Source organism: Paenibacillus sp. FSL L8-0436 (genome assembly GCF_038593025.1).
Taxonomy (GTDB): Bacteria; Bacillota; Bacilli; order Paenibacillales; family Paenibacillaceae; genus Paenibacillus_AQ.
Window position 1 is genome coordinate 4,720,344 of sequence record NZ_CP151955.1, and the last position, 21,898, is coordinate 4,742,241.

Below are 21,898 nucleotides of genomic sequence, written 5' to 3' on the forward strand. Positions count from 1 at the left end.
AGGAGGATTATTTGCTATGGGCAACAATCTGTATAGCCGCATAGAGGCGAAATTCCAGGAGCGTAAGCTCAAGCCTTATTATGAAAAAATCAAACGCATCCGCCAGCTTCCAATGGAGAACTGGAGCGACATCCAAATCAGGCGTTACGCCGGGGAAATGAAGCTGAAAGCCCAAAGTGGTGTACCGCTTGAGGATTTAATGATCCAAGGGGCAGCACTTGTAGCTGAAGCTGTGTGGCGATTCATGCAAATCCGTCTCTTTGACGTACAGCTCGCAGCCGGATTAGCCCTGTGTGATGGTTATCTGGTGGAAATGCAGACCGGGGAAGGGAAAACGCTGGCTGCCGTCCTCCCCGCTTACTTACAGGCGCTTCAAGGGAAAGGCGCTCATATTTTTACCTTTAACGATTATCTGGCTCGGCGGGATGCCGAATGGATGGGCCCTGTCTACAGGGGGCTGGGTCTCTCCGTCGGTTATGTTGCAGAGGGGCAGGATGTCGAGGAAAGAAAAGCAGCATATGCTGCCGATATCACTTATTTGTCGGCGAAGCAGGCTTGCTTTGATTACTTAAAGGATTCACTGGTGTATACTCCGGCCCACAAAGTCCAGCGCCCCCTTCACTGCGTACTGGTTGACGAGGCGGATTCCATACTCATTGATGAAGCCCGGATTCCGCTTGTCATCGCGGGAGAAACAGACAAGAAATGTGCAGGTAACCGTGAAATGCCGTTGATCGTGAAGCAGCTCATTCAGGGGCCGGATTATGATACGGACGAGCATGGGCGGAATGTACACCTGACGGAAGCCGGAGCGCTTAAGGCTGAGGTCATGCTGAAATGCGGAAATTTATATGAGTCCCGTAACTCGGATACGCTCGCAGAGCTTCACTGTGCGCTGCATGCAGAAGTTTTATTAAAGAAAGATGTCGATTATATTGTAAGAGACGGTGCCGTGCTGCTTATTGATGAATTCACCGGGCGAATTGCCGAGAACCGGCATTGGCCAGACGGTCTGCAGACAGCAGTGGAAGCCAAAGAAGGGCTGAGCATTCAGTCCGGCGGCAAAATTCTTGGAACCATGACGCTGCAGCATTTTTTAAGCCTCTATGCCCAGCTCTGCGGGATGACAGCAACGGCGTTATCCTCGGCGGATGAGTTTAGAGCCTATTATGCCCTGGATGTGATGGTGATTCCACCGCATCAGCCCTGCAGAAGAATTGATTATCCTCATGTTATATTCACGCACCGTGAAGCCCAGCGTCAGGCTATTCTTAGTGAAATTGCTGCCATTCATAAGACGAAGCAGCCCATCCTAATTGGTACAGCTAGTGTGCAGGCATCCTGTCAAATGGCAGCCGACTTACAGAATGCTGGCATTCCATGCAACCTCCTGAACGCGCAAAATGATCAATGGGAAGCGGAGCTTATCGCCGGAGCAGGCCGGCTGAATGCGGTGACCGTTTCAACCCATATGGCAGGCCGGGGTGTCGATATTATTCTAGGCGGAGGCGATGCGGAAGAATACTGGGCAGTAAAAAAACTAGGCGGGTTGTATGTCATCGGTACAAATCTGCATGAATGTGTACGTGTAGACCAACAATTGCGTGGCCGTGCAGGCCGGCAGGGAGATCCCGGCTCCTCCCGCTATATGATTAGCTTGGAGGATGATTTGCTCGCAAGGTTTGGCTTAAGAGAGGCGCTTCCGAAGGAATATCAGGATATGCAGCAGGATTCTCCGCTTAAAGGTTCCAGAATCTGCAACCTGATCAACCATATTCAGCTAGTCATGGATGGCCAGCATATTGAAATCAGAAAAACCTTAAATAAATATGCCGATTTGATCGAACAGCAGCGGCGTATTCTTTTCACGAAACGGGAGGCCCTGCTTGGTGAGTTATTGAGGCCAACCATCTTAATGACAAGAGTACCTGCAATTTACGAACAATTATGCCGCAGGTTCGGGGAAAAAAGGGTTGAGGAAGCCGAAAGATTCATCACACTGGTTCAAATTGATAACGGCTGGGCTGATTATCTGGCTTACGTTTCTTCTGTGAAGGAAGGCATTCATCTGGAAAGCCTGAGCCACAAAAATCCGCTGCATGAGTATCACCGGCTGATCATAAATGCCTTTGCAACACTGGAAGAGAGGATCGAAACCGCTGTTGTGGAACTTTTTCTGACAACGGACTTTTGCTCACTGAAGATAGATTTCCACTTGGAGGCTTTGAGAGTTCCCTCAGCGACATGGACGTATATGATCAACGACAGCTTTTTTCAGAACAGAATCAATCTTTTATAAAAGGAACAAGCACTTTGATTGCGCCCACTGCGGCTCCGGCCAGCATATCCGTTGTTCCAACATCACCAATAACCGCACATTGTCTCAAATCCAAACCACGTTCCTCGGCTGCTCTAAGAAGCAGCCCTGGTTTGGGTTTCTGTCATTCACAATCACTACCGGAGGAATGAGGACAAATGTAGGAGGCGTCCATCCCGAAGGACACAAACTGGCTGCTAAATTCCGCCTCACTGGCTTGGCTAATGCGAACGGGAACAGTTCAAAATCGCGGGGATGAATAAAATGTCCGGTTCCCCCCATCGTCCCGTCACGGTCTATGAAAACGGCTTGAAGATTATGCATATGCATAAAGCCCTCCTTATTGACTGATGATTAATTTCATTTGTTCAACAACTTCGTCCACACCGTGGCTGCTTGTATCTATTTTAGTAGTCCTCATGTTCCAGTATAAGCATAATCGTTCGATACTGCTAAGAATTTGCTCTTCCGGTCTATGGTCTTGCTCCATTCGCTGCCTTAGTGCAGTCTCCGAAGAGATCAAGGTAATCGTTTGTGTATCAAATTCCAGATCATCTAGCCGTTTCAGAAGACCTTGCAAGATCTCTTCGCGATGAAGTACCCAACTGAAAATGACATGTTCAAATGTAGAGTTCGTCAAGAAGTTTCTTAGCTGATATGTAATGTTATTCTCCACCATGGCTCTGTTTTCATCGTTTACGATCCAGGGATTCATCATCCAGCACCAATCGCCGTCCAGACATATGGAATGATTTAGCACCCCTTTCAGACTTCTGCATACGGCTGATTTCCCGAAACCATTGGGGCCGTTGACAACAATTAACTTTTTCATGACATCCTCCTGCAAAAGATATTTACACATAGTTCCAATGAACTATTCTTTTAATAAATTTCAGTAGGAAATGATCCTTTTGCATGATATAATCTCTTAGTCCATCATCGAGAATTTATCCCCATTAAAAATATGGGTTTGCAGGAGGATCACTATCATCATGAACAATCAGATTAAAATAGTTAAAGTATCTGCAGAGATAGAAAAGGATGAATTTGATTTTAAGGTGAGCCCTTGGCGATTGCTGCTTGAGACCAACCGTTATTACGAGATCAAACCCGAGCTTGGACCTGTAAAGAGAATCTATAAAGAGAAGCTTAATACCGTTACCGATGAAACAAAGTCTTATGCCGATGGTTTTCTCTCCTGCTCCGCTTTTTGCATTGAAGACCGGGTTAACGAGATGCAGTTGGAAATCCTGCACAAACTGCAGTTGAAAATCAATGCCTTCAGAGATGAACTGCAGTTAAATCAAAAAGCAATCGAACAACAAAAATTATTACCAAAAATAGAGGGTTCAACGGAATAAATGAGAAGTGGATTACCTCACAAAGGTAAAGAGCCGAAGGTGCGCAGGTGTCGCATCTTCGGCTTTTTGTCGTATTTTTCTATACCAGCTCTGCGTTTTTCAGGGCATGCTCCCAGCTTGGAAAATAATACAATGCGCTCCGCATCAGCTCCGGATCCTGCTGTTTTACCTGCTTTTTGTTGATTGTTCCGTTGGATTGAAGCTGCTTGATCCGGTTGATTACTTCATCAGATCCCAGTGTAATATCCACATCACCACTCCTTTCCCTTAAGTCTTCTTCCATATTTTTCTCCATCCTGTAAAGTTCTATACAGCGCTCTATTGAAAAAGAGTGCTCCATCAGCCATTCTCCCGGCTGATGAAGCACTCTCACATCATAATTTAATGGCTTACGAGATAGGAAGCATCCAAGATGATAGCCACCCGTCCGTTCCCCAGAATGGTCGCCCCGGATAGATGGTTCAAGGTCCCGAGCATGGTTCCGAGCGTTTTGATGACCACTTCCTGATTGCCCAAGATTTCATCCACCGCAAAGGCAGAAATTTTGTCGACTGATCTGACAATGACAATCGAGATCGTTTTGGAACTGCGCTCAACACGCGGATAATGCAGCTTGTCCCGCAGCCAGGAGAACGGCACAATCCGTCCATGGTTGATAATCGCCTGCTCCCCTTGGATCGTCTGAATCTCTTCCGGGTGAATACGAACAATTTCAGCAATGTTGTACATGGGGAGAATCAATACCCGGCCTGACACCTTGACCAGCAACCCCTTGATGATCGCCAAGGTGAGCGGAAGCCTGATCGTGAATGTCGACCCTTTACCCGTCTCTGTATCAATATCAATGATTCCATTCAATCTTCCGATTTGGCTGCGGACAATATCCATTCCCACCCCACGCCCGGATACATCACTCACCTCGGAAGCTGTCGAGAATCCAGGCTCGAAAATGAGATGAAGCGCTTGAAGCGGCGTCAAATGTGCAGCCTGATCCTCTGAAATGATGCCTTTGCGAAGCGCGGAAGCCTTGATATTCCCGGCATCAATGCCCTGACCGTCGTCTGCCAGGGAAATCACTACATTATTCTCTTCATGGAAGGAGGACAGGGTAATGCGTCCCTTCGCCGGTTTGCCTTTTGACGCACGCACTTCGTGGCTTTCGATTCCGTGGTCTGCACTATTGCGGATTAAGTGGATCAATGGATCGCTCAGTTCCTCGATAATCATCCGGTCCAGCTCAGTCTCGCCGCCCTGTACCACCAGCTCTATATCCTTGCCGAGCTTTTGCGCCAGATCTCTGACCATACGCGGGAACCGGCTGAAGAGCTGGTCTATAGGCAGCATGCGTGTCTTCATCACGCCTTCCTGCAATTCCTTGATGACACTGCCCATATGATCGGATACGCCACTGATGCTCTGCAGCGCTTTAGCAGGGTCATTGCGGATGCCGGTCGTTTTCAGATCCGCTAATGAGGTCTGGTCTATCAGCAATTCACCGACCAGATTCATCAGATGATCGAGCCGTTCCACACTGACCCGGACCGTCGGTTGATTACCTTTGACCCGTTCTTCAGCCGAAGGCCCGGACTGTGGCATATTTGCCGGCACTTCTGTAGTAGCTATCTCTCCGCCAGCAGTTTCTCCCGATTCGAATGAAGTAATCGCCAGAGTTTGCACATCTGAATCCCCCTCCAGCTGTGACTGGATCAGCTGCGGCTCTTTCGATGTTGCAACCACTACAGCGAATCTGCCGTAACGGCTGTCTTCATCTTTATCTACAACTTCACCGGGTGAAAGTGAAGCAGCAATAACCGATCCGCAGACATCTTCGATCCGCTGCAACAGGATGAAATGGCGTGCTGCCTTCATCTGGCAATCCTCTTTCAGCGAAACGCCGATCATCAGTATCTGTTCCCCGGCAGCAGTGGCTTCCTCTACTTTAAGACTTTCAGCGGCACTTAACACAGGCGGGCGGACCGGCTCTTGCTCTGCAGGTTTGTTAATCAGCGCTTTAATCTCCGAAACCACAGAACTGCAGTCATCATAAGCTTCCCCGCTGATATATTGGCTGCGCAGCTTCTTCATGGCATCCAGTGCGCTAAAGAGTGTATCAATCAGAATTGCGGTGATTTCCGGTTTTTTCTCACGTACCCATTCCAGCGCATACTCCACTTCATGGGTCAAATCACTCATTTCCCGGAAGGCCATCGTTGAAGAAGAGCCCTTGATCGTATGTGCGGCCCGGAACAGAACTTGGATCAGCTCGGACGAAGGAGATTGTTCAAGGGTCAACAGGGACTGGTCCATCCGCTCCAACTGGTCGTTCAGCTCTTCTATGAAAATATCTCGGTAGGCAGACAGCTCCATCATTATTTATATTCTCCTTTCTATCCGCCCAATATTTCCTCGAGCTTCAAGATCCCAATAAGCTGGTCTCCCTGTTGTCCAATGCCATGAAAAACACCTTCTCTACTTCGGCTATGCCCTCCAGTAGGCGGATGAATTTCTCCGTAGGTAGTCACTTTGTTCACTTTATCTACGATCAAACCTACGAATTCATCCCGGCAACGGACTACGATAATCCGGGTTTCTCTTGTATAGGGCTCATCCGACATACCAAGCAGATTGCGCAGGCTCATGACACAGACTACTTTGCCCCGGAGGTTCACCACGCCCTTAACTTCATTCCTGGTGAACGGTATATCCGTAATGCTCAGCATCTTAATGATTTCATGAATCTCTTCGATACGGATCGCACAGGTCTCGGCACCCACGGCGAGTTCAATATATTGTTCCTTCTGCAGCGTGGACATGTTGTCACCTTCAGTCTGTAAAATTAGTGGGTTTTGAATGCGGCAGCGGAAATCGCCAATTCTTCAGAGAGCTGAGCCAAAGACTGGCAGGTAGCTGCAGTTTCTTCAGAAGCAGCGGCGGACTCCTCACTCGAAGCCGAGATTGCTTCTACCGAACTCATAACCTCTGCAGCCTGTGCAGACTCTTCTTCGCAAGCCGCAGCAATTTCATTCACTTTAAGCGCGGAGTTATTCACCATCGCGATAATTTGCTCAAAAGCCTGGCTGGTCATCGAAGATTGTTCCACACTTTCGGACACGGCCCGGACACTTTGCTTCGTATTTTCCTGCATCGCTTTAATAATCTTCGTAATTTCCTTGGTCGCCTCGCTGCTTCGTTCCGCCAGCTTGCGGACCTCATCGGCTACAACGGCAAAGCCGCGGCCCTGTTCTCCGGCACGGGCTGCTTCAATGGCTGCGTTCAGCGCAAGCAGGTTCGTTTGCTCGGCGATATCGTCAATGACCTCAATAATATCGCCAATCTTGCTGGAGTCATCCTCCAGCTGAGTCATCTTGTGATTCACAGCCTGCATTCCCTGAAGGGATGTCTCGACCACATATCCGCCTTCACGGGCAGTTCTGACCGTATCATTAGAGAGCTCTGCTGCTTCTTCTGCACTTACAGCCACAGAGTTAATGGCAAGCGACAGTTCTCTGAAGAGTTCAGTGATGTTGGCTGCCGCAGCCGACTGGCTGGTGCTGGTGCTGGAAATTTCCTGTGTGCTTGCTGAAATCTCCTCGGAGGAAGCGGCAACACTTTGCGAATTCATCACGATACCATTGATTAATTCCTTTAAGTTGGTCACCATCCGGTTGAGTGCAGACGCCAATTGACCCACTTCATCCTTGGAGGAAATCTCTGCTTGTTGCGTCAAATCTCCGTCAGCCACCGCGGAAGCGAGACTAAGCATCTGCCGTAGAGGTCTAGAGATCGAGCGTGCAATGAAAGTTCCAATAAGGATGCTGATAATGACCGAAGCGACTACCACGGCTATAGTAACAACCAGTGAGGTCTTATAGGTTTGTTGCGAATGATGGTTGGTTTCATCTGCCAGACTTGCATTTAAATTGATCAGGTCCGTCAATGTCACCCTAACCTTTTCGGATTGCAGGTGCAGGATGGTCTGGTTAAACTCGTTAAATGCCATCAGACCCTCCTTCTCTGCGATGGACATGCCCTGCTCGTAGAGCTTTAGATAGGACGGGTATTCCGTATCGAATGTCCGCAGCAGTTCCTGCTCCTTCGCAGTTGATGCCAACGGACGGAAAGTATCTATCTTCTGGTCGATCTCCTCACGGGCTGCAGCAATGTCGGTCTTGAGCTTGGCTATAGCTTCCGCTCCTTTTTCTGTGCTCATATTCCGCAGATATAAACGCATATTCATATAAGTGATCTGTGCTGCGGATAAATCCCTTACGGAAATCAAATTGTTGTTGTACATTTCATTTGTGTTTTTGTTCATCTCCCGTAACGTCGATATCGAATAGATACCGAATCCTGTCAAAATCACAGCGACTAGCAGAAAAGCTGAGATGATTTTCTTTGCTGTTTTCATGTTACTGAACCACTTCATGAGTACTCCCCCTGGATGCGATCTTTGTGTCCTTCCGGACAGCTTAGATATATTTCGACAAATTTCGTCGATTTCTGAATAGTTTATTTTTGCATTACCAAAAAAAAAATTAAAAATCCATGCGCTTTGCTTCAATTACGAAATATCCGGAATCGTTATTTGCGCAAACATTATTACAATATACATATCCAACCAGTTATGCACTACAATCATCTTTAACTTCAGCGGAAATGAGGGAGGTCGCATGGGAAATAAAGTACCCGCCAAAGAAAAGATTTTTTTCTCCGGGGGATTGCTGGGCCAGAATATTCTATACAGCTTTATGTCGATGTACATTTTGTTCTTTTACACCGATTTATTGGGCATACCTGCTACAACGGCCAGTCTAATTCTGGTGGTAGCCAGCATAGTCGATGCCTGTCTTGATCCGGTGATGGGGATGATTACAGACAAGACCCGCACAAAATGGGGGAAATTCAGGCCCTATCTGCTGTTCGCCCCGTTCCTTATCGCGGCTGCTACGGTCCTGTGTTTCTGGGATTTCGGAGGTTCCCCTACGCTGACGATAGTAATCGCCTCCATTTCCTATCTGTTATGGGGTATGTTGTATACCGTATGTGATACGCCGCTCTGGGCATTATCCTCTGTAATCTCCAAAGACCCCGATGAACGGACGCTGGTAGTTACCTTAGGGAAAATTGGCGGTACCCTCGGAGCCGTAGCCGTTACCATTGGTGGCATCCAGCTGCTGCTCGCTTTCGGCGGCGAAAGAAACACGGATGCTTACCTCTATTCCGCAATCCTCGTAGCCGCTATTGCGGCGGTCTCTATTTTTCTCACTGGATTAACCTCCAAAGAAAGAGTAACCCCTTCGCCCGGTAAGATTTCCTTCAAGACAAATCTGCAGACGATTTACAAAAATAAGCCTTTGCTGGCCCTGCTCGCCTCCCTGCTGATTATCAATTTGATTAACGGCATCAGGCAGAGCATTCAATTGTATTATGTGATTTATGTCTGGGGGGATGCGGTGTATGTCACTCAGGTGGGGATCAGTCTTGTTGTGGGGATGATGCTGGGAATGGTAGCCACTCCGAAATTGCTGAGGTTGTTTTCCAAGAAAAAGGTGTTTATCGCCTCTTGCCTTCTGGGCAGCTTATCCTGTGTGATTCCCTATCTGTTTGGGGACGAGAATAGGATGTTTGCACTTGTCTTCTTCGGGATCAGCTTCTTTTTTTCAGGGATGACCATCATTGTGAGCACCTCCATGCTGCTGGATACGATTGACTATTCCGAATGGAAGCTGGGCTTCCGGGGGGAGGGTATTGTTTTTTCAACGAATACATTCATCACTAAATTCAGCGGAGCTGTCTCCAGAATCATCATCGGTACAAGCCTTGGATTCTTGAACTATGTTGAGAACCAGCCGGTAACCCCGGTTCTCCAGCATGGGCTCAGCTTTGTGATGTTTATCCTGCCGGCGTTTTGTTTTGTCGCTGCCATTATCCCTATCCTGTTCTATAATATTAGCGACAAGCAAAGAGATCGTATATTGTCCGATTTGGAAATTTCCCGAGCCTTATAATCGTCTGAAGCTCGTACATTATGAATAAGGAGTGAATGAATATGGATTCATCTGCACTGCATACTCTTATGGCCCCTCCCGAACTCACGGGATGCCGCAAAATATTATGTGTACAACCCCATCCGGACGACAATGAAGTTGGAATGGGCGGCATTATTGCCAGCTTCGCGGAAAAAGGCTGCGAAATCCACTACCTGACCGTAACGAATGGTGACCTGGGAGCAGAAGATGAGCAGCTGTCGCATGAAGAGATTGCCAAGATCCGACGAGTTGAGCTGGAGGCAGCGGGGAGAATGCTGGGCGCTACGGAGTTTCATCAGCTGCAGCATGGTGATGGCACACTGGATCATGTGCCTTCATTGGCCGGGGAAATTGCCGAAATCATTCGAACCGTACAACCCGACGCCCTCTTCTGCCCCGATCCGTGGCTGGCCTATGAAGCGCATCACGATCATATCGTTGTTGGCAAGGCAACGGCACAGGCTTTTCTCCTGGCAGGACTTGCCCGTTATCCCAAAGGCACCTCAACCAAACCGTGGCAGCCGCAGGCCATCGGGTTCTATTTCTCGTCAGAGCCGAACACGGTCATTGACATCACCGGAACTTTCGAGCAGAAATTTGCTGCAATGGCCCAGCACCGCAGCCAGTTCAGTGATGAATTACTGGCCCTATACCGGCTCTACTTTGCAGAGAAAGGCCGGCAGTTGGCCCGAGATAAAGATTTCGAAATGGGGGAAGGGTTGAAGCTGTTGTCTCCGCTGCACATGCATTGCTTCGTGGATGCCAAACGGATCTGAGGTCAGGAGGATTCAGCACGGTACATGTAAAAAGACACCAACGAAACGTTGGTGTCTTTTTACATTCCGGCTCAGGACGATCACATGCCCCTTCGTCTCCAGCCAAACACTTGCACATGTACAATGGCTTTGGTCACCCAATGCGTCAGTACATACAATACGATAAACAGCAGCACGAACGGCCTGAACAAAATCCATATGATGAACCAGGCTATAATAATCTGCCAACGCTTCATTCTGCGCACCAGCCGGGTAGGCCATAAAAAAATCCGTAGCAGCTTGTGCTGCTGCTGGAGCGCCTCTAGAAATTCGCGCTGAATCTGCTTATCGTCAGGGCTTAGGCGTACCGCATTTTTCATGTATGTTTCTTTAAGCTTGTAATCCCCGCGGTCGCCCGCCGCCCATCCCAAATATAACATCACATATGGCATTTCGGCTCCGTATTGAACCGCTTGACGGTCAAGTTCGGCCGACTCTTTCATATTGCCCAGCAGTGCCTCTGTATAGCTTAATGTAGCCAAATATAGCGGACTCTCCGGTCTTAGTTCCAATGCAAGCCGCAAAAGCCCCCTCGACTCTTTGTATTTCTGCTTCTTGTTTAGAAGATTAGCCTTCAGAAAAAAGTAATGAGCTTCATAAGGATCAATCCGCATCGCTTCCTGCAGATTCTCATTCAGCGCTTTCTCGTTGTCCGTTTCGTAGTAGACACTGACGCGCACATACCAGGCCAACGTCTGCTCCGGTTCCCGGATCAGTGCCTCGTTCGCCCAATACAGCGCCTTTTCATAATTATCCATGAGATTATAAATATGGGCAATCAGTGCAAAAACATCCGGATCCTCCGGCTCTTCCCGCAGCGCCTGCTCTGCTTCTGTCAGAGCTTCCTTGTAACGTTTCCACTCGATGAGCTGATGTACCGCTTGAAGGGTATTTTGCTTAAATTGATTCTCCACTGTCAGCGCCTCCGTCACTCATCCCGCTATTTAATTCCGTGTTTCTTGGCATAGTCCAATACGATCTGGTAGTCCCGGTTGACATCGCTGAAGGTCGCATAATTCTTCGCGGTTGAGAACCATTCCAGTGTCGTGGCCTTCCGGGACTTCGCTGCTTTCTTCAGATCATCATTTGTAATCGGCTGGATCTCTCCGGTCTCAAAGGTGCGCTCCATCGCAGATTCTATGGCATCGCTCACCACCTGCTCCAGATCGGCACCCGAGAAGAACTTTGTATCTGCTGCAATCTTGGGCAGATTCAAGGCGTGAGCAGGTTTTCCGGCCATCTTCAGGCCCAGAATAGTCTCACGTTCGGACTCCTCCGGCGGCGGGACAAACACCAGGTGGTTGAAGCGGCCCGGACGCCGCAGTGCGGAATCGAGATACCAGGGTGTATTGGTGGCGCCGATGACAAACACATTCTCATTCTCGGCTTGCAGACCATCCAGCTCCAGCAGCAGCTGATTCACCAGCATCCGGTCATGATGCTGGCGCATCTGATGGCGGCTGCCGCCCATCGCATCCAATTCGTCGATGAAGATGACGCACGGCTTGTTCTCTCTGGCTTTCTCAAAAATATTATGCAGGTTGTTCTCACTTTGGCCCACATACATCGCCAGGATGGCCTGCAGCTCGATATGCATAAAATTCGCTTCAATCTCACCGGCTACCGCCCGTGCCAGAAAGGTTTTGCCGCAGCCCGGAGGCCCGAACAGCAGCAGGCTGCCGCCCGCTTCTTTGCCGTAAGCTTTGAACAGCTCCGGCTGCTTCAGCGGCAGAATGAAGTTCATCCGGATCTTCTTCTTCACTTCTTCCAGACCGCCTACATCGGCGAAGGTTTCCTTAGGTTTCTCTGACTCGATAAGCGTTTGATCCTCTTTACTGAATTGAATGAGTTTCAGCCGCTTGCGCCTCTGTTCCATAAGCTCATCATGATCATCGGACATTCATCTCTCACCCCTATGGTTAATGAGATAAGTTTACCATATTTTAATAGGATTTGTTGTTACACCAGATGTGTTCTCCAGTGCTCCCAAGCGGTCAAATAGTCCTTCAAGTCATGCGGATGGACTCTGGCGCAGATGCCAATCCGGCAATACAGCTGGAAGACTGCCTCTTCTATCAATCTGGAATGTCCTATTGCCTCCTGCTTGAGCTGGTCAAACGCCTTAAACAAGGTGACCTTATTCAAGTCATCCGGGGAGGAACAGAATGCATAAGTGAAGTCATAGATGAGTGGTCCAACCATCGGCGAAGGGTCTATGACGCCCACCAGGCTGTGATCCTGAAATATAAAATTATGAACACCTGTATCGCCATGCAGAAGATACTTGTCCTCCGCGCCGGAGATTCAGCCGGACAAGGCTTGTACTTTATCATAATCCTCAGCAGGCAATATATCCCCCACATTGGAGCGTGCCTCTTCTAAACTGATTCTATTGAACTCAGCCCATGAATCCCGCGGCATTTCCAGGCGGCCCCATTGTGGCGCAGATGAGGTTTCATAATGGTTCAGAAGACCGGTTACTATGCCTGTCAGCCAATCTATCTTGGCACCTCGTTTATAATGAGTTGTACCCGCTGTATAGGTATACAGAATGTAGTTACCGTGCGGATCGGTATACAGAAGTTTTGGCAGCAGTGAACTCCCGGGATACGTTGCCAGCAGCAGTTCGGCGCAGGAAATGCTCTGCGGCCTGTCCACCTTCAGCACATATTTTTTTTCCTTATTGACGGTCAGAATGTATACGAGACCTTCGGTCGTTCCTTTCATTTCCCCGTTGACTTGACTGTTCTGTTCAATCACTCCCAGGTCCTGAAGTGTATCAACTATCGCCTGGATATCAGGTCGCAACGTCATTCTAATCCGCCTCCAAATCTATACGTATTCTCTATTATAGGGACGGGTGATCCACAAGAGATAGGTATAGTTTGGATCTATTCAGACTTTGCACTTATTGGGCCTCTTCTTGTGATTCCAGAGCGAATCTCAGCAGACGGCTGAGCGCTGCGGGCAGGACCGTAACATGGCCCTCTTGCGGGAATTTGGCCAGGCTGACCTGCAAGCCTTCCGCAGCAAGCGGGGCGAGCAGAACCGGCAGCTTCTCGGCATCCTCGACCATATGATCCAGCTCTTCTGCGCCAATGGTGATCAGCAGTTTACGCTGTAGTTTCAGCCCAGGATAGATGGCGGAGAACCGCTCCTGCTCAACTAGCAGGGAATAACCGCCCCACCAGACCGAAGGGCTACCGGCAGCGAAATGGGTGAACAGTTGCGGCCGTGTGAACAGGGCATGCAGGACGAGCAGACCGCCCAACGAATGTCCGAACAGTGACTGGCGCTGGCTATCCACAGGAAACAGTCCGGAGATCAACGGCATGATCTCGTTCTCCAGCAAATCGAGGAAGCTGTCCGCGCCTCCATGTTCAGGCCATTCACTGCCGTCTGGCCGTTTCGGCAGTGATTCTAATTTTGCAGGCATCGTGAAATCATAGCAACGGCGGGTCATGTCAAAGGGTTCGCTGGAGGGATAGCCGATGGCTACAATCACAACAGGATCATAGCCATGCGGCTTGCGTGTCTGCAAGCGCGCGGACTCTGCCAGCGTATGAAATACGGCATTCCCGTCAAGTGTGTAGATGACCGGGTAGCCCTCCGGCGGCGCTTCCCCGGAAGGATGGGAGACAAGAATCCGGTACTCCAGATTCTGCTCACCTGCGTAGAGGACATGCTCCTCACAACCACGGTGCGGATAACTCCGTTCAAGTTCTTTACTCATTACACTTCCTCCTAATGATAACCATTCTCATTATTGGAGATTATAAAGGATACACGCCCGGGTATCCATGGACTCTATCCTGCTTCGGGCTTGGACAATGTGCTGAAAGCATCAATAACCGCTCTTCCAGCATCCGGTCAATCGCTACGGCCGAGTATTCAAAATGCGTTCAACAAAAAGAGACACTACAATGTGTCCCCTTAAACATTGTGTTAATATTCACATGATCGAGCAGCGGCAAGCCTTTGAAATAATCCTTGCTTTCTAGTTGTATCATGTTATCCTCTCCCTTCTATAAGTAGTCGATTGAAAAGCCAGCGGAAATTCCATTCATATACATGGGACATCATCCAATGATCATACGGTGCCGGTATCCCCTTCTCCAGCCAGCGATCTGCGGATTCTCTACTCTGGGCAGCTTTTTCCGCATAAGCCTGGATATCAGTAAGGTAACTTATCATCTCTGCAATGCTTTCTCTGCCGGTGACCCCGCCATGCCCGGGAATAACCAGATTGACATCAATCTCGCGATCAATCCGTTCCAGAATCTCAATCCAGGCAACCGGAAAGCCGCTCAACATCGCCGGGTGGGAGTGGCTTAAGATAAGATCACCGGCAATCAGCACCTTGGCGTCTTCGATATACACCATCGCATCGCTTTCCGTATGCCCGCCGCCATAGGTGAGCAGAGTAATCGAACGGGCCGAGCCGTGAATGATCAGTTGCCGCGAGAAAGTAACGGATGCTGTCACTCTATGGATCATAGGCGTTGCCGCCAGCAGCGCAGCCTTGTCGGCAATTTCATAACCGAGTGCGTCGCGGAGCCGGGGATCTGCCGCAGCCTTTTTCCCTTGTTCCAGCATTTCGATTTGATTTCGCAGGCCGCTCTGCCAAGTATTCAGATCTGGAGCCCCGCCTTGAATCAGCACCTCCCGGGTAAGCGCTGTGGAGATAATGGTACTGCCGGCAAATACCTGATTACCATAATGATGATCTCCATGATAATGGGTATTGACTATGTATTTCACTGGCTTACCCGTAAGCAGCTCTGCCTCAGAACGCAGGAACTCGGCTGCCTGCGGAAGACTGAAGGTGTCTACAACTACTGTTACATCACCCATATCTATGATCGACGCGTTCCCCAAAGCTCCACTTCCGGGAATAACGATAGCGGCCCAGACACCTTCCGACACCTGCTGCAATGTAAAATAAGGATTCGTATGCTTTACCTCCTCTATATCTACCTTATAATGGTGCGAATCTCTCATGCCTTTCTTCAGTGAGCGATCACAGATTTATCAGACATTATACTATATTATGGGAAGCTTGGAGTAATCATTTATTAGTAAAAAAATCGGCGGAGTGCCTCTTAGCACTCCGCCGATTTTTTTACCAGTGAGTTCTGTCTTGAACTATGCTCTTTGCTTGCGTGTCATTACATCAAAGATTACAGCTGCGGCCAGCACGCCGCCACGGATCATGTACTGATAGGAAATACCAACGCCTAGCAGGTTCATGCCGCTGGAAAGTGAAGCCATAACGACCGCACCGATAATGGAACCGGTAACCTTACCTACCCCGCCGGCAGCGGATACGCCGCCAACATAAGCAGCCGCAATGGCATCCAGTTCAAACAGCGTTCCTGCTGTGGTAGTCGCCGACTGCAGGCGGGAGGTGAACAGTATCCCCGACAATGCAGACAAGAGTCCCATGGAGCAAAATACAATGTACGTAATTTTCTTAACGCTGATCCCGCTTAAATTCGCGGCTTCCGGGTTGCTTCCGACTGCGTAGATATGACGCCCGATTACAGTGGAGGTCGTCAGAATGTGATAGATGACAACGACGATCATCACGATGACTACTGTCCATGAGAAGCCGTTGTAACCTGCGAGAATCCAAGTGATGTAAGCAATGATCGCGGACACGAAGACCAGCTTGACGGTAAACATGCCGTTTGACAATACTTCGAAGTTGTATTTGAGCTTATTGTTCCGTTTGGAGAATTCAAAATAAATGAACAGGACGATAATGAGTGCGCCGATAATCAGCGACAGCAGATTCAAATTGCCAATCTTGGCGATGGCCGGGATAAAACCATTGCCGATCGCGTTGAAATGTTCATCCTTCACGATGATGGTTCCTGTCTTCTCCGTGACCCGGAGCAGCGCACCTCTGAAAATCAGCATCGCTGCCAGAGAAGCCACAAAAGAAGGAATACCCATCTGTGCAACCAGGAAACCGTTAAAGAGCCCTACAATAATCCCCATGATCAAAATAAGCGGAATGGTGAAATAGACCGGAACTCCTGCCTGCGTTAAGAAGATGGCGGCAATTGCCCCCAGGAACCCGGCTGCAAAACCGACGGATAAATCGATATGCCGGATCACAATGACCAGTGTCATTCCGACAGCCAGAACAGCAATGTAGCCAGTGGCATCAATCAAGTTACTTATATTCCGCGAAGACATAAACAGTCCATCCGTCATGATTGAAAAAGTCAGCATAATGACGAATAAAGCAATGTACATCCCATAATCCCGGATATTAACCTTGATCAATGATTTCGCTTCGTTAAATAATTTCACGGGTCTTCCTCCTATTGCGTAGCAAGTTTCATTATTTTTTCTTGATCTGCGTCCTTTGCGGACAGCTCGCCTTTGATTTTGCCCTCGGCCATGACATACACGCGGTCACTCATTCCAAGCACTTCAGGCAACTCTGAGGAAATCATGATGATGCTCATGCCCTCGCTGATCAGCTTGTTCATAATCGTATAAATTTCGAATTTCGCTCCGACGTCAATGCCGCGTGTAGGTTCATCCAGAATGAGCAGGGTCGGTCCAACAAACAGCCATTTGCCAAGGGAAACTTTCTGCTGGTTACCGCCGCTTAAATTACCGACCAGCTGTTCAACAGACGGAGCTTTGATATTCATCGATTTTTTGTATTCGTTCGAAATCTTCACTTCTTCATTGGTGTTGATCATTCCCTGCGAAGAAATGGCCTCAAGATTGGAGACTGAAATATTTTGCTTGATATCCTGAATCAAAAATAAGCCGTCGCCTTTCCGGTCTTCCGTCACATAGGCGATTCCCGCATTGATTGCGTCTTTGGTGTTCTTAAATACTTTTTTGGCGCCGTGCATATATAAGTCGCCATGTATTTTATAGGATTTCGGATTGCCGAAGATGCTTTGTGCCAATTCCGTCCGGCCTGAGCCCATCAGACCGGCGATGCCGACGATCTCGCCCTTTTTCACGTGGATGTTCACATCCTTGACCACATCCCGGCCCAGCTTGGGGTCAAATGCCGTCCAGTTCTTGACCTCCAGCACATCATTTCCGAAATGCTCAGTATTCCGTTTAGGGTAGATATCATCGATATCACGGCCGACCATGTTCTTGATAATTACACTTTCTGATATTTCATTCTTGGCAGCATCAAGCGTGCATATCGTCCGTCCATCGCGAAGCACGGTGACATGATCCGCTATGGCAATAACTTCCTTCAATTTATGGGAGATCATGATGCTGGTAATTCCTTGTTTCTTCAGTTCTCTCAGCAGTTCCAGCAAGTTCTCACTATCATCTTCATTAAGCGCAGCTGTTGGTTCATCGAGAATAAGCAGCTTCACATCCTTGCTGAGCGCCTTGGCAATTTCGACCAGCTGCTGCTTGCCGACACCCAAATCCTTAATCAGCACTTCAGGATTGACGTTAAGATTCACTTTCTTCAGCATTTCCTTCGCTTTGACAATCGTCTGATTCCAATCAACAATTGCGCCTTTCTTCACTTCGTTCCCGGCAAAAATATTCTCATATACGGTCAGATCCGGAAACAGGGCTAACTCCTGATAAATGATTGCGATCCCGGTTCTGACACTGTCGCTAATTCTGCCAAAGCTCTGCACGTTGCCTTCATAGACAATATCTCCTGAATATGTTCCATGCGGATACACCCCGCTAAGCACCTTCATGAGTGTGGACTTGCCGGCACCGTTCTCGCCGACCAGACAGTGAATCTCGCCTTTGCTAACTTTGAAATTGACATTCGAGAGTGCCTTTACGCCGGTGAATTCCTTGGAAATATTGTTCATTTCTAAAATATATGGATTCATAATTAGCTTGTGCTCCTTCACAAAACAAGTCTTAGAATAGAGGAATAGTGATAGATGTATCTATCACTATTCCGTCTAAACTATGTTCAGGTGCGTTTACAGTCCCGTGAACTCGCTTGCTTCGTAATATTTGGAATCAATGAGTGCTGCTTTGACATTGTCCTTGTCAACGACTTGAACATCGGTTTGCTTCGCTTGTACTTCAATCTTGCCGTTATCGTAGGAGCCGGTTGTTTCAGGCGTCTTGCCGTCAAGAATGGAAACCCCCATGTTGATTGCATCTTTAACAAGGTTGCGGACATCCTTGAACACAGTCATGGATTGTTTGCCGTCAATGACGTATTGGATGGAAGCCTTCTCAGCATCCTGGCCGGAAATGATGAAGCTGGTCACTGCGGAATCCGAAGCGAATACGTCAGCAATGGAACGGGCTGTGCCGTCATTTGGAGCAAGGATGGCCACATCGCCCTTTTGATCTGCGCTTGCAGCGGTCAAGTGAGTTTGCGCTTTGTTCTTAGCTTCGTTGGCATCCCAGTTTGTGGTCACCTGGCTGATGATTTTACTGCGTTCCTCACGGGTCAGCTCTGCTTTATCCTTCAGAGCAACAGCTTCACTGGAGTTGGCGATGGTGAATGTGCCGTCAGAAATCTTCGGCTGAAGCACAGACCAAGCGCCTTCGAAGAACAGAAATGCGTTGTTATCCGAAGCTGCACCCGCGTACAAATACAATGGCTGGCCTTTGCCTTTGGCATGATCCACCAGGTATTGGGCTTGTGCTTTACCTACTGCGATGCTGTCAAAAGTTACATAGTAGTTAACGGCATCCGTGTTGTTAATCAGGCGGTCATAGGCGATAACCTTGATGCCTGCTTTTTGAGCGGCCTCAGCGGCTGCAGCGGCGGCATCACCGTCTTGCGGACAAATAATCAGGACTTTAATGTCTTTGGCAATCAAGGCTTCTACGTTTTCTTTTTCTTTAGCAGAAGAACCTTGGCTGAACAGGATCTCCGAGGTATATTTGGTGTCTTTCAGCGCATCCTTAAATCTTTGCTCATCCTGCACCCATCTCGGCTCATCCTTAGTCGGCAGCACGATGCCTACATCCACCTTACCGCCTGCACCGTTACCGCAAGCAGATACCAGCACTGCAAGCATCACCGCTACAAGCAATAATGGTATCGCTCTCAAAGACTTTTTCATTCTAAAAAACCCCTCCCTATATTTGGCTGCTGCTGTTCTTTCATCCTGATGTTATCATTTGAGCTATCCACCCGGAATAGAAAATTCTCCTTTGTTTCTTGAATATCCTCACATCACGTTCCAGCACATATTTTCATCATTAAATACTGCACATGGCTATTTATTATAGGAAAGGTTTGATACAATTCTATTGACTTGTTAATGGCATCACATTAGCTTTCTCACATAATAGATTGACCTGAAAGGAAACGAAGAGATGATTATTCCAATCCCTGAAGTGAATTTTGACGCTTCCCCTTACTATAATTCCGTGCTTAAAAATGTGGTCATTCTGGCTACCGGCGGCACCATTGCCGGAAGTGGAGAAGCCCACAAAACATTGAATTACGAACCCGGCGCCCTGCCGATACAAGACCTGCTGGATAGTGTTCCCCATCTGGAGCGGATCGCAAATTGCGCCGGAGTACAGGTCAGCAACCTTTGCAGTGCCGACATTACCAGCGACCACTGGCTGACGTTGGCTACATTGATCAACACCCTTGCCCTCCGTGAGGATATTCACGGATTCGTCATTACGCACGGAACCGACACTCTTGATGAAACCTCTTATTTCCTGAATCTGGTTATCAAAACCGACAAGCCGGTGATTATTACCGGATCAATGCGGCCTGCAACTGCGATCAGCGCAGATGGCCCACTGAACCTGTTCCAATCGGTAGCGTTGGCAGCGAATCCGGACGCTTCCGGTCAAGGAGTTATGGTTGTTTTTGCAGAGGGGATTTACAGCGGCAGAGATGTGCAGAAGGTGAATACCTTTAAAGCCAACGCCTTTGACGAGCGGGATTTCGGCTGCCTGGGCTACATGCGCGACAGTCAGGCTTTCTTCTACACCAGATCCCTTAAAAGGCATACCACTGCAGCACAGTTCGACGTATCGGCTCTGAGTGGATTGCCTGAAGTGTCTGTCGCTTATTTCCACGTCGATGCCGATCCGGGCATTCTCGATTACCTGGCTACAATCTCCAAAGGAATTGTAATTGCGGGAGCGGGCGGAGGAATATACAGCAAACCATGGATTGATAAAGTCGGGGAACTTAAGAACAACAACATTCCGGTCGTCCGCTGCTCGCGGATCTCCAGTGGAATTACGCTGAAGGACTCTTACATTGACCTTTCCGCCAATTCGATTCCCTGCAATAGCCTGGTGCCGCAGAAAGCGAGAATTCTGCTGTCGCTGGCACTGACGCAAACTGTACAGTACAATGAAATTGCCACAATGTTCAATGAGTACTAAGAGTTAAACAACAAACCGCCCGTGGATTGTCCACGGGCGGTTTGTTGTAGTTACAAAAGACAAACAACGCAAATCACTTATTCTTCTTCATATCCGAGCGCCTTTACGCTCATCTTCTCTATGTATGCCGCGATTTCTTCCCTGGACGGATCGTCCGCACATTCCTTGTCAGGCTTTATTCTTCAATTTCAACGATGATGTTAACAATAGATGCATCGTGGTTTTTAATACGAAGCGGAGCTGTAAAGGCAGAAATTAGCTTTTTGCCAACCAAGGGCGCTGGATTAATGTCTTCATAAATGAGTATTGTCTTCTCTTTATACTTTTCATGATCTAAGAAAGCATGGTGGACAAAATAACCGTTTCTTTTGGCTTCACTCATATTCTCAATGCTCAAGGTATCAATAGCCACCGCTTTGCAGTTTGGCAACTTCGTCCGGATGTATTCAGCGGCTTCAGGAGAGACAGCGGGGAAATTATTGGCGTATTTCCCGAAATCAGTATCCCGGTGTTTCCAATGACTCGTGTTGAAAATCAGAAGATCCGCTTTATTCAGTTCTTCATATTCCTCGAGTTTCTCAACGGTGATAAAGCCGTTCGGGCCAAGCGGACAATCAATTAACAGCGGCTTTCGGTAAATGAAATCTTCAATAGGAATAGCATCTATTCCCTTACCGTTATTCATGTGATGCCACGGGGCATCGACATGGGTACCGGCATGAAGATAAATACTTAACACACTTCCGTTCCAGTCATCCCCTTTGTCCAAGCGCTCTTTAGGCTCTAATTTCACTTCTGGCAGTCCTGGAAAAACAGGCATTCCTTCATAAATTGGATAACCAATTTCGACGTATTTTGACATATTAAGATGCTCCTGTAGTTTAGTTATAGTTTTGTGCCATGCAGCCCCAAGCAGATTCAGCAGTGTCACTACCACAATAATACTTGAACTTAAGCGCTAACGGAAGCATGGGAAAGCAGCCTCACCGCAGAATAGATAGAGATGTTAGGCTAGTTTTTTTGCGGGTT

Annotated in this window: 21 protein-coding genes; 5 read left to right on the top strand and 16 right to left on the bottom strand. The window is 48.3% G+C overall.

Features of this window, described 5'->3' with window-relative positions:
• Positions 1 to 16: 16 nt before the first annotated feature.
• Positions 17 to 2,299, top strand: coding sequence for an accessory Sec system translocase SecA2 (gene secA2 / locus NSS79_RS21725; protein WP_342436115.1), 2,283 nt, complete (start codon positions 17 to 19; stop codon positions 2,297 to 2,299).
• Here the strand turns inward: secA2 and NSS79_RS21730 are convergent.
• Positions 2,286 to 2,393: a hypothetical protein gene (locus NSS79_RS21730; protein WP_342436116.1), complete on the bottom strand. Its 108-nt coding sequence runs from the start codon at positions 2,391 to 2,393 to the stop codon at positions 2,286 to 2,288. The two genes, secA2 and NSS79_RS21730, sit on opposite strands and share 14 nt — an antisense overlap.
• Before the next feature lie 264 nt (positions 2,394 to 2,657).
• Entirely contained in the window at positions 2,658 to 3,149 is a 492-nt protein-coding gene (locus NSS79_RS21735) for an AAA family ATPase (RefSeq protein WP_076112401.1), read from the bottom strand.
• Between the two features lie 160 nt (positions 3,150 to 3,309).
• Between NSS79_RS21735 and NSS79_RS21740 the strand changes: the two genes are divergently transcribed.
• Positions 3,310 to 3,678, top strand: coding sequence for a hypothetical protein (locus NSS79_RS21740; RefSeq protein ID WP_342436117.1), 369 nt, complete (start codon positions 3,310 to 3,312; stop codon positions 3,676 to 3,678).
• Positions 3,679 to 3,757: 79 nt separating this feature from the next.
• Here the strand turns inward: NSS79_RS21740 and NSS79_RS21745 are convergent, their stop codons facing one another.
• From NSS79_RS21745 to NSS79_RS21760, 4 genes are all read right to left on the bottom strand, one after another.
• Positions 3,758 to 3,961 (bottom strand): hypothetical protein, encoded by a 204-nt coding sequence (locus NSS79_RS21745; protein ID WP_038594117.1) that lies wholly within the window; start codon positions 3,959 to 3,961, stop codon positions 3,758 to 3,760.
• 98 nt (positions 3,962 to 4,059) lie between these two features.
• Positions 4,060 to 6,048, bottom strand: a complete 1,989-nt coding sequence (locus NSS79_RS21750) for a chemotaxis protein CheA (protein ID WP_342436118.1) — start codon at positions 6,046 to 6,048, stop codon at positions 4,060 to 4,062.
• A 17-nt stretch (positions 6,049 to 6,065) separates the two neighbouring features.
• Positions 6,066 to 6,491 carry a chemotaxis protein CheW gene (locus NSS79_RS21755; RefSeq protein ID WP_341094294.1) on the bottom strand — a complete coding sequence of 142 codons (426 nt, stop codon included), beginning with the start codon at positions 6,489 to 6,491 and terminating at the stop codon, positions 6,066 to 6,068.
• Positions 6,492 to 6,514: 23 nt separating this feature from the next.
• The gene (locus NSS79_RS21760; protein ID WP_342436119.1) at positions 6,515 to 8,104 is read right to left on the bottom strand and encodes a methyl-accepting chemotaxis protein; all 1,590 of its coding nucleotides are present in this window, start codon (positions 8,102 to 8,104) and stop codon (positions 6,515 to 6,517) included.
• Between the two features lie 244 nt (positions 8,105 to 8,348).
• Between NSS79_RS21760 and NSS79_RS21765 the strand changes: the two genes are divergently transcribed.
• Positions 8,349 to 9,686: a glycoside-pentoside-hexuronide (GPH):cation symporter gene (locus NSS79_RS21765; RefSeq protein WP_342436120.1), complete on the top strand. Its 1,338-nt coding sequence runs from the start codon at positions 8,349 to 8,351 to the stop codon at positions 9,684 to 9,686.
• A 41-nt stretch (positions 9,687 to 9,727) separates the two neighbouring features.
• Positions 9,728 to 10,483 (top strand): PIG-L deacetylase family protein, encoded by a 756-nt coding sequence (locus NSS79_RS21770; protein ID WP_342436121.1) that lies wholly within the window; start codon positions 9,728 to 9,730, stop codon positions 10,481 to 10,483.
• Positions 10,484 to 10,563: 80 nt separating this feature from the next.
• Here the strand turns inward: NSS79_RS21770 and NSS79_RS21775 are convergent, their stop codons facing one another.
• From NSS79_RS21775 to NSS79_RS21815, 9 genes are all read right to left on the bottom strand, one after another.
• Positions 10,564 to 11,436, bottom strand: coding sequence for a tetratricopeptide repeat protein (locus tag NSS79_RS21775; RefSeq protein ID WP_342436122.1), 873 nt, complete (start codon positions 11,434 to 11,436; stop codon positions 10,564 to 10,566).
• A gap of 26 nt (positions 11,437 to 11,462) precedes the next feature.
• Complete coding sequence (locus tag NSS79_RS21780) at positions 11,463 to 12,422, bottom strand: ATP-binding protein (RefSeq protein WP_342436123.1); 960 nt, start codon at positions 12,420 to 12,422, stop codon at positions 11,463 to 11,465.
• 59 nt (positions 12,423 to 12,481) lie between these two features.
• On the bottom strand, positions 12,482 to 12,748 hold the full coding sequence (locus tag NSS79_RS21785) for a hypothetical protein (protein ID WP_342436124.1): 267 nt from the start codon (positions 12,746 to 12,748) through the stop codon (positions 12,482 to 12,484).
• A gap of 78 nt (positions 12,749 to 12,826) precedes the next feature.
• Positions 12,827 to 13,336: a hypothetical protein gene (locus tag NSS79_RS21790; protein ID WP_342436125.1), complete on the bottom strand. Its 510-nt coding sequence runs from the start codon at positions 13,334 to 13,336 to the stop codon at positions 12,827 to 12,829.
• Between the two features lie 94 nt (positions 13,337 to 13,430).
• The gene (locus NSS79_RS21795; protein ID WP_342436126.1) at positions 13,431 to 14,255 is read right to left on the bottom strand and encodes an alpha/beta hydrolase-fold protein; all 825 of its coding nucleotides are present in this window, start codon (positions 14,253 to 14,255) and stop codon (positions 13,431 to 13,433) included.
• Positions 14,256 to 14,533: 278 nt separating this feature from the next.
• A complete protein-coding gene (locus NSS79_RS21800; protein ID WP_342436127.1) occupies positions 14,534 to 15,523 on the bottom strand; it encodes an MBL fold metallo-hydrolase in 990 nt (329 codons plus the stop codon).
• Positions 15,524 to 15,667: 144 nt separating this feature from the next.
• Complete coding sequence (locus tag NSS79_RS21805) at positions 15,668 to 16,843, bottom strand: sugar ABC transporter permease (RefSeq protein WP_342436128.1); 1,176 nt, start codon at positions 16,841 to 16,843, stop codon at positions 15,668 to 15,670.
• An 11-nt stretch (positions 16,844 to 16,854) separates the two neighbouring features.
• Positions 16,855 to 18,375, bottom strand: a complete 1,521-nt coding sequence (locus NSS79_RS21810) for a sugar ABC transporter ATP-binding protein (RefSeq protein ID WP_342436129.1) — start codon at positions 18,373 to 18,375, stop codon at positions 16,855 to 16,857.
• A 96-nt stretch (positions 18,376 to 18,471) separates the two neighbouring features.
• Positions 18,472 to 19,575: a sugar-binding protein gene (locus NSS79_RS21815; RefSeq protein ID WP_342436130.1), complete on the bottom strand. Its 1,104-nt coding sequence runs from the start codon at positions 19,573 to 19,575 to the stop codon at positions 18,472 to 18,474.
• Between the two features lie 256 nt (positions 19,576 to 19,831).
• Here NSS79_RS21815 and NSS79_RS21820 point away from each other — a divergent pair, with 256 nt between their 5' ends.
• Positions 19,832 to 20,869 (top strand): asparaginase, encoded by a 1,038-nt coding sequence (locus NSS79_RS21820; RefSeq protein WP_342436131.1) that lies wholly within the window; start codon positions 19,832 to 19,834, stop codon positions 20,867 to 20,869.
• Positions 20,870 to 21,044: 175 nt separating this feature from the next.
• On the opposite strand, the gene NSS79_RS21825 is transcribed toward NSS79_RS21820, so the two are convergent.
• Entirely contained in the window at positions 21,045 to 21,731 is a 687-nt protein-coding gene (locus tag NSS79_RS21825; RefSeq protein WP_342436132.1) for a cyclase family protein, read from the bottom strand.
• Positions 21,732 to 21,898 lie beyond the last annotated feature (167 nt).

Bases quoted from the DNA above. Each gene is read 5' to 3' on its own strand.
- secA2 (WP_342436115.1), top strand. From the start codon at position 17: ATGGGCAACAATCTGTATAGCCGCATAGAGGCGAAATTCCAGGAGCGT.
- NSS79_RS21735 (WP_076112401.1), bottom strand. From the start codon at position 3,149: ATGAAAAAGTTAATTGTTGTCAACGGCCCCAATGGTTTCGGGAAATCA.
- NSS79_RS21740 (WP_342436117.1), top strand. From the start codon at position 3,310: ATGAACAATCAGATTAAAATAGTTAAAGTATCTGCAGAGATAGAAAAG.
- NSS79_RS21745 (WP_038594117.1), bottom strand. From the start codon at position 3,961: ATGGAAGAAGACTTAAGGGAAAGGAGTGGTGATGTGGATATTACACTG.
- NSS79_RS21750 (WP_342436118.1), bottom strand. From the start codon at position 6,048: ATGATGGAGCTGTCTGCCTACCGAGATATTTTCATAGAAGAGCTGAAC.
- NSS79_RS21755 (WP_341094294.1), bottom strand. From the start codon at position 6,491: ATGTCCACGCTGCAGAAGGAACAATATATTGAACTCGCCGTGGGTGCC.
- NSS79_RS21760 (WP_342436119.1), bottom strand. From the start codon at position 8,104: ATGAAGTGGTTCAGTAACATGAAAACAGCAAAGAAAATCATCTCAGCT.
- NSS79_RS21765 (WP_342436120.1), top strand. From the start codon at position 8,349: ATGGGAAATAAAGTACCCGCCAAAGAAAAGATTTTTTTCTCCGGGGGA.
- NSS79_RS21770 (WP_342436121.1), top strand. From the start codon at position 9,728: ATGGATTCATCTGCACTGCATACTCTTATGGCCCCTCCCGAACTCACG.
- NSS79_RS21780 (WP_342436123.1), bottom strand. From the start codon at position 12,422: ATGTCCGATGATCATGATGAGCTTATGGAACAGAGGCGCAAGCGGCTG.
- NSS79_RS21790 (WP_342436125.1), bottom strand. From the start codon at position 13,336: ATGACGTTGCGACCTGATATCCAGGCGATAGTTGATACACTTCAGGAC.
- NSS79_RS21795 (WP_342436126.1), bottom strand. From the start codon at position 14,255: ATGAGTAAAGAACTTGAACGGAGTTATCCGCACCGTGGTTGTGAGGAG.
- NSS79_RS21800 (WP_342436127.1), bottom strand. From the start codon at position 15,523: ATGAGAGATTCGCACCATTATAAGGTAGATATAGAGGAGGTAAAGCAT.
- NSS79_RS21810 (WP_342436129.1), bottom strand. From the start codon at position 18,375: ATGAATCCATATATTTTAGAAATGAACAATATTTCCAAGGAATTCACC.
- NSS79_RS21815 (WP_342436130.1), bottom strand. From the start codon at position 19,575: ATGAAAAAGTCTTTGAGAGCGATACCATTATTGCTTGTAGCGGTGATG.
- NSS79_RS21820 (WP_342436131.1), top strand. From the start codon at position 19,832: ATGATTATTCCAATCCCTGAAGTGAATTTTGACGCTTCCCCTTACTAT.
- NSS79_RS21825 (WP_342436132.1), bottom strand. From the start codon at position 21,731: ATGTCAAAATACGTCGAAATTGGTTATCCAATTTATGAAGGAATGCCT.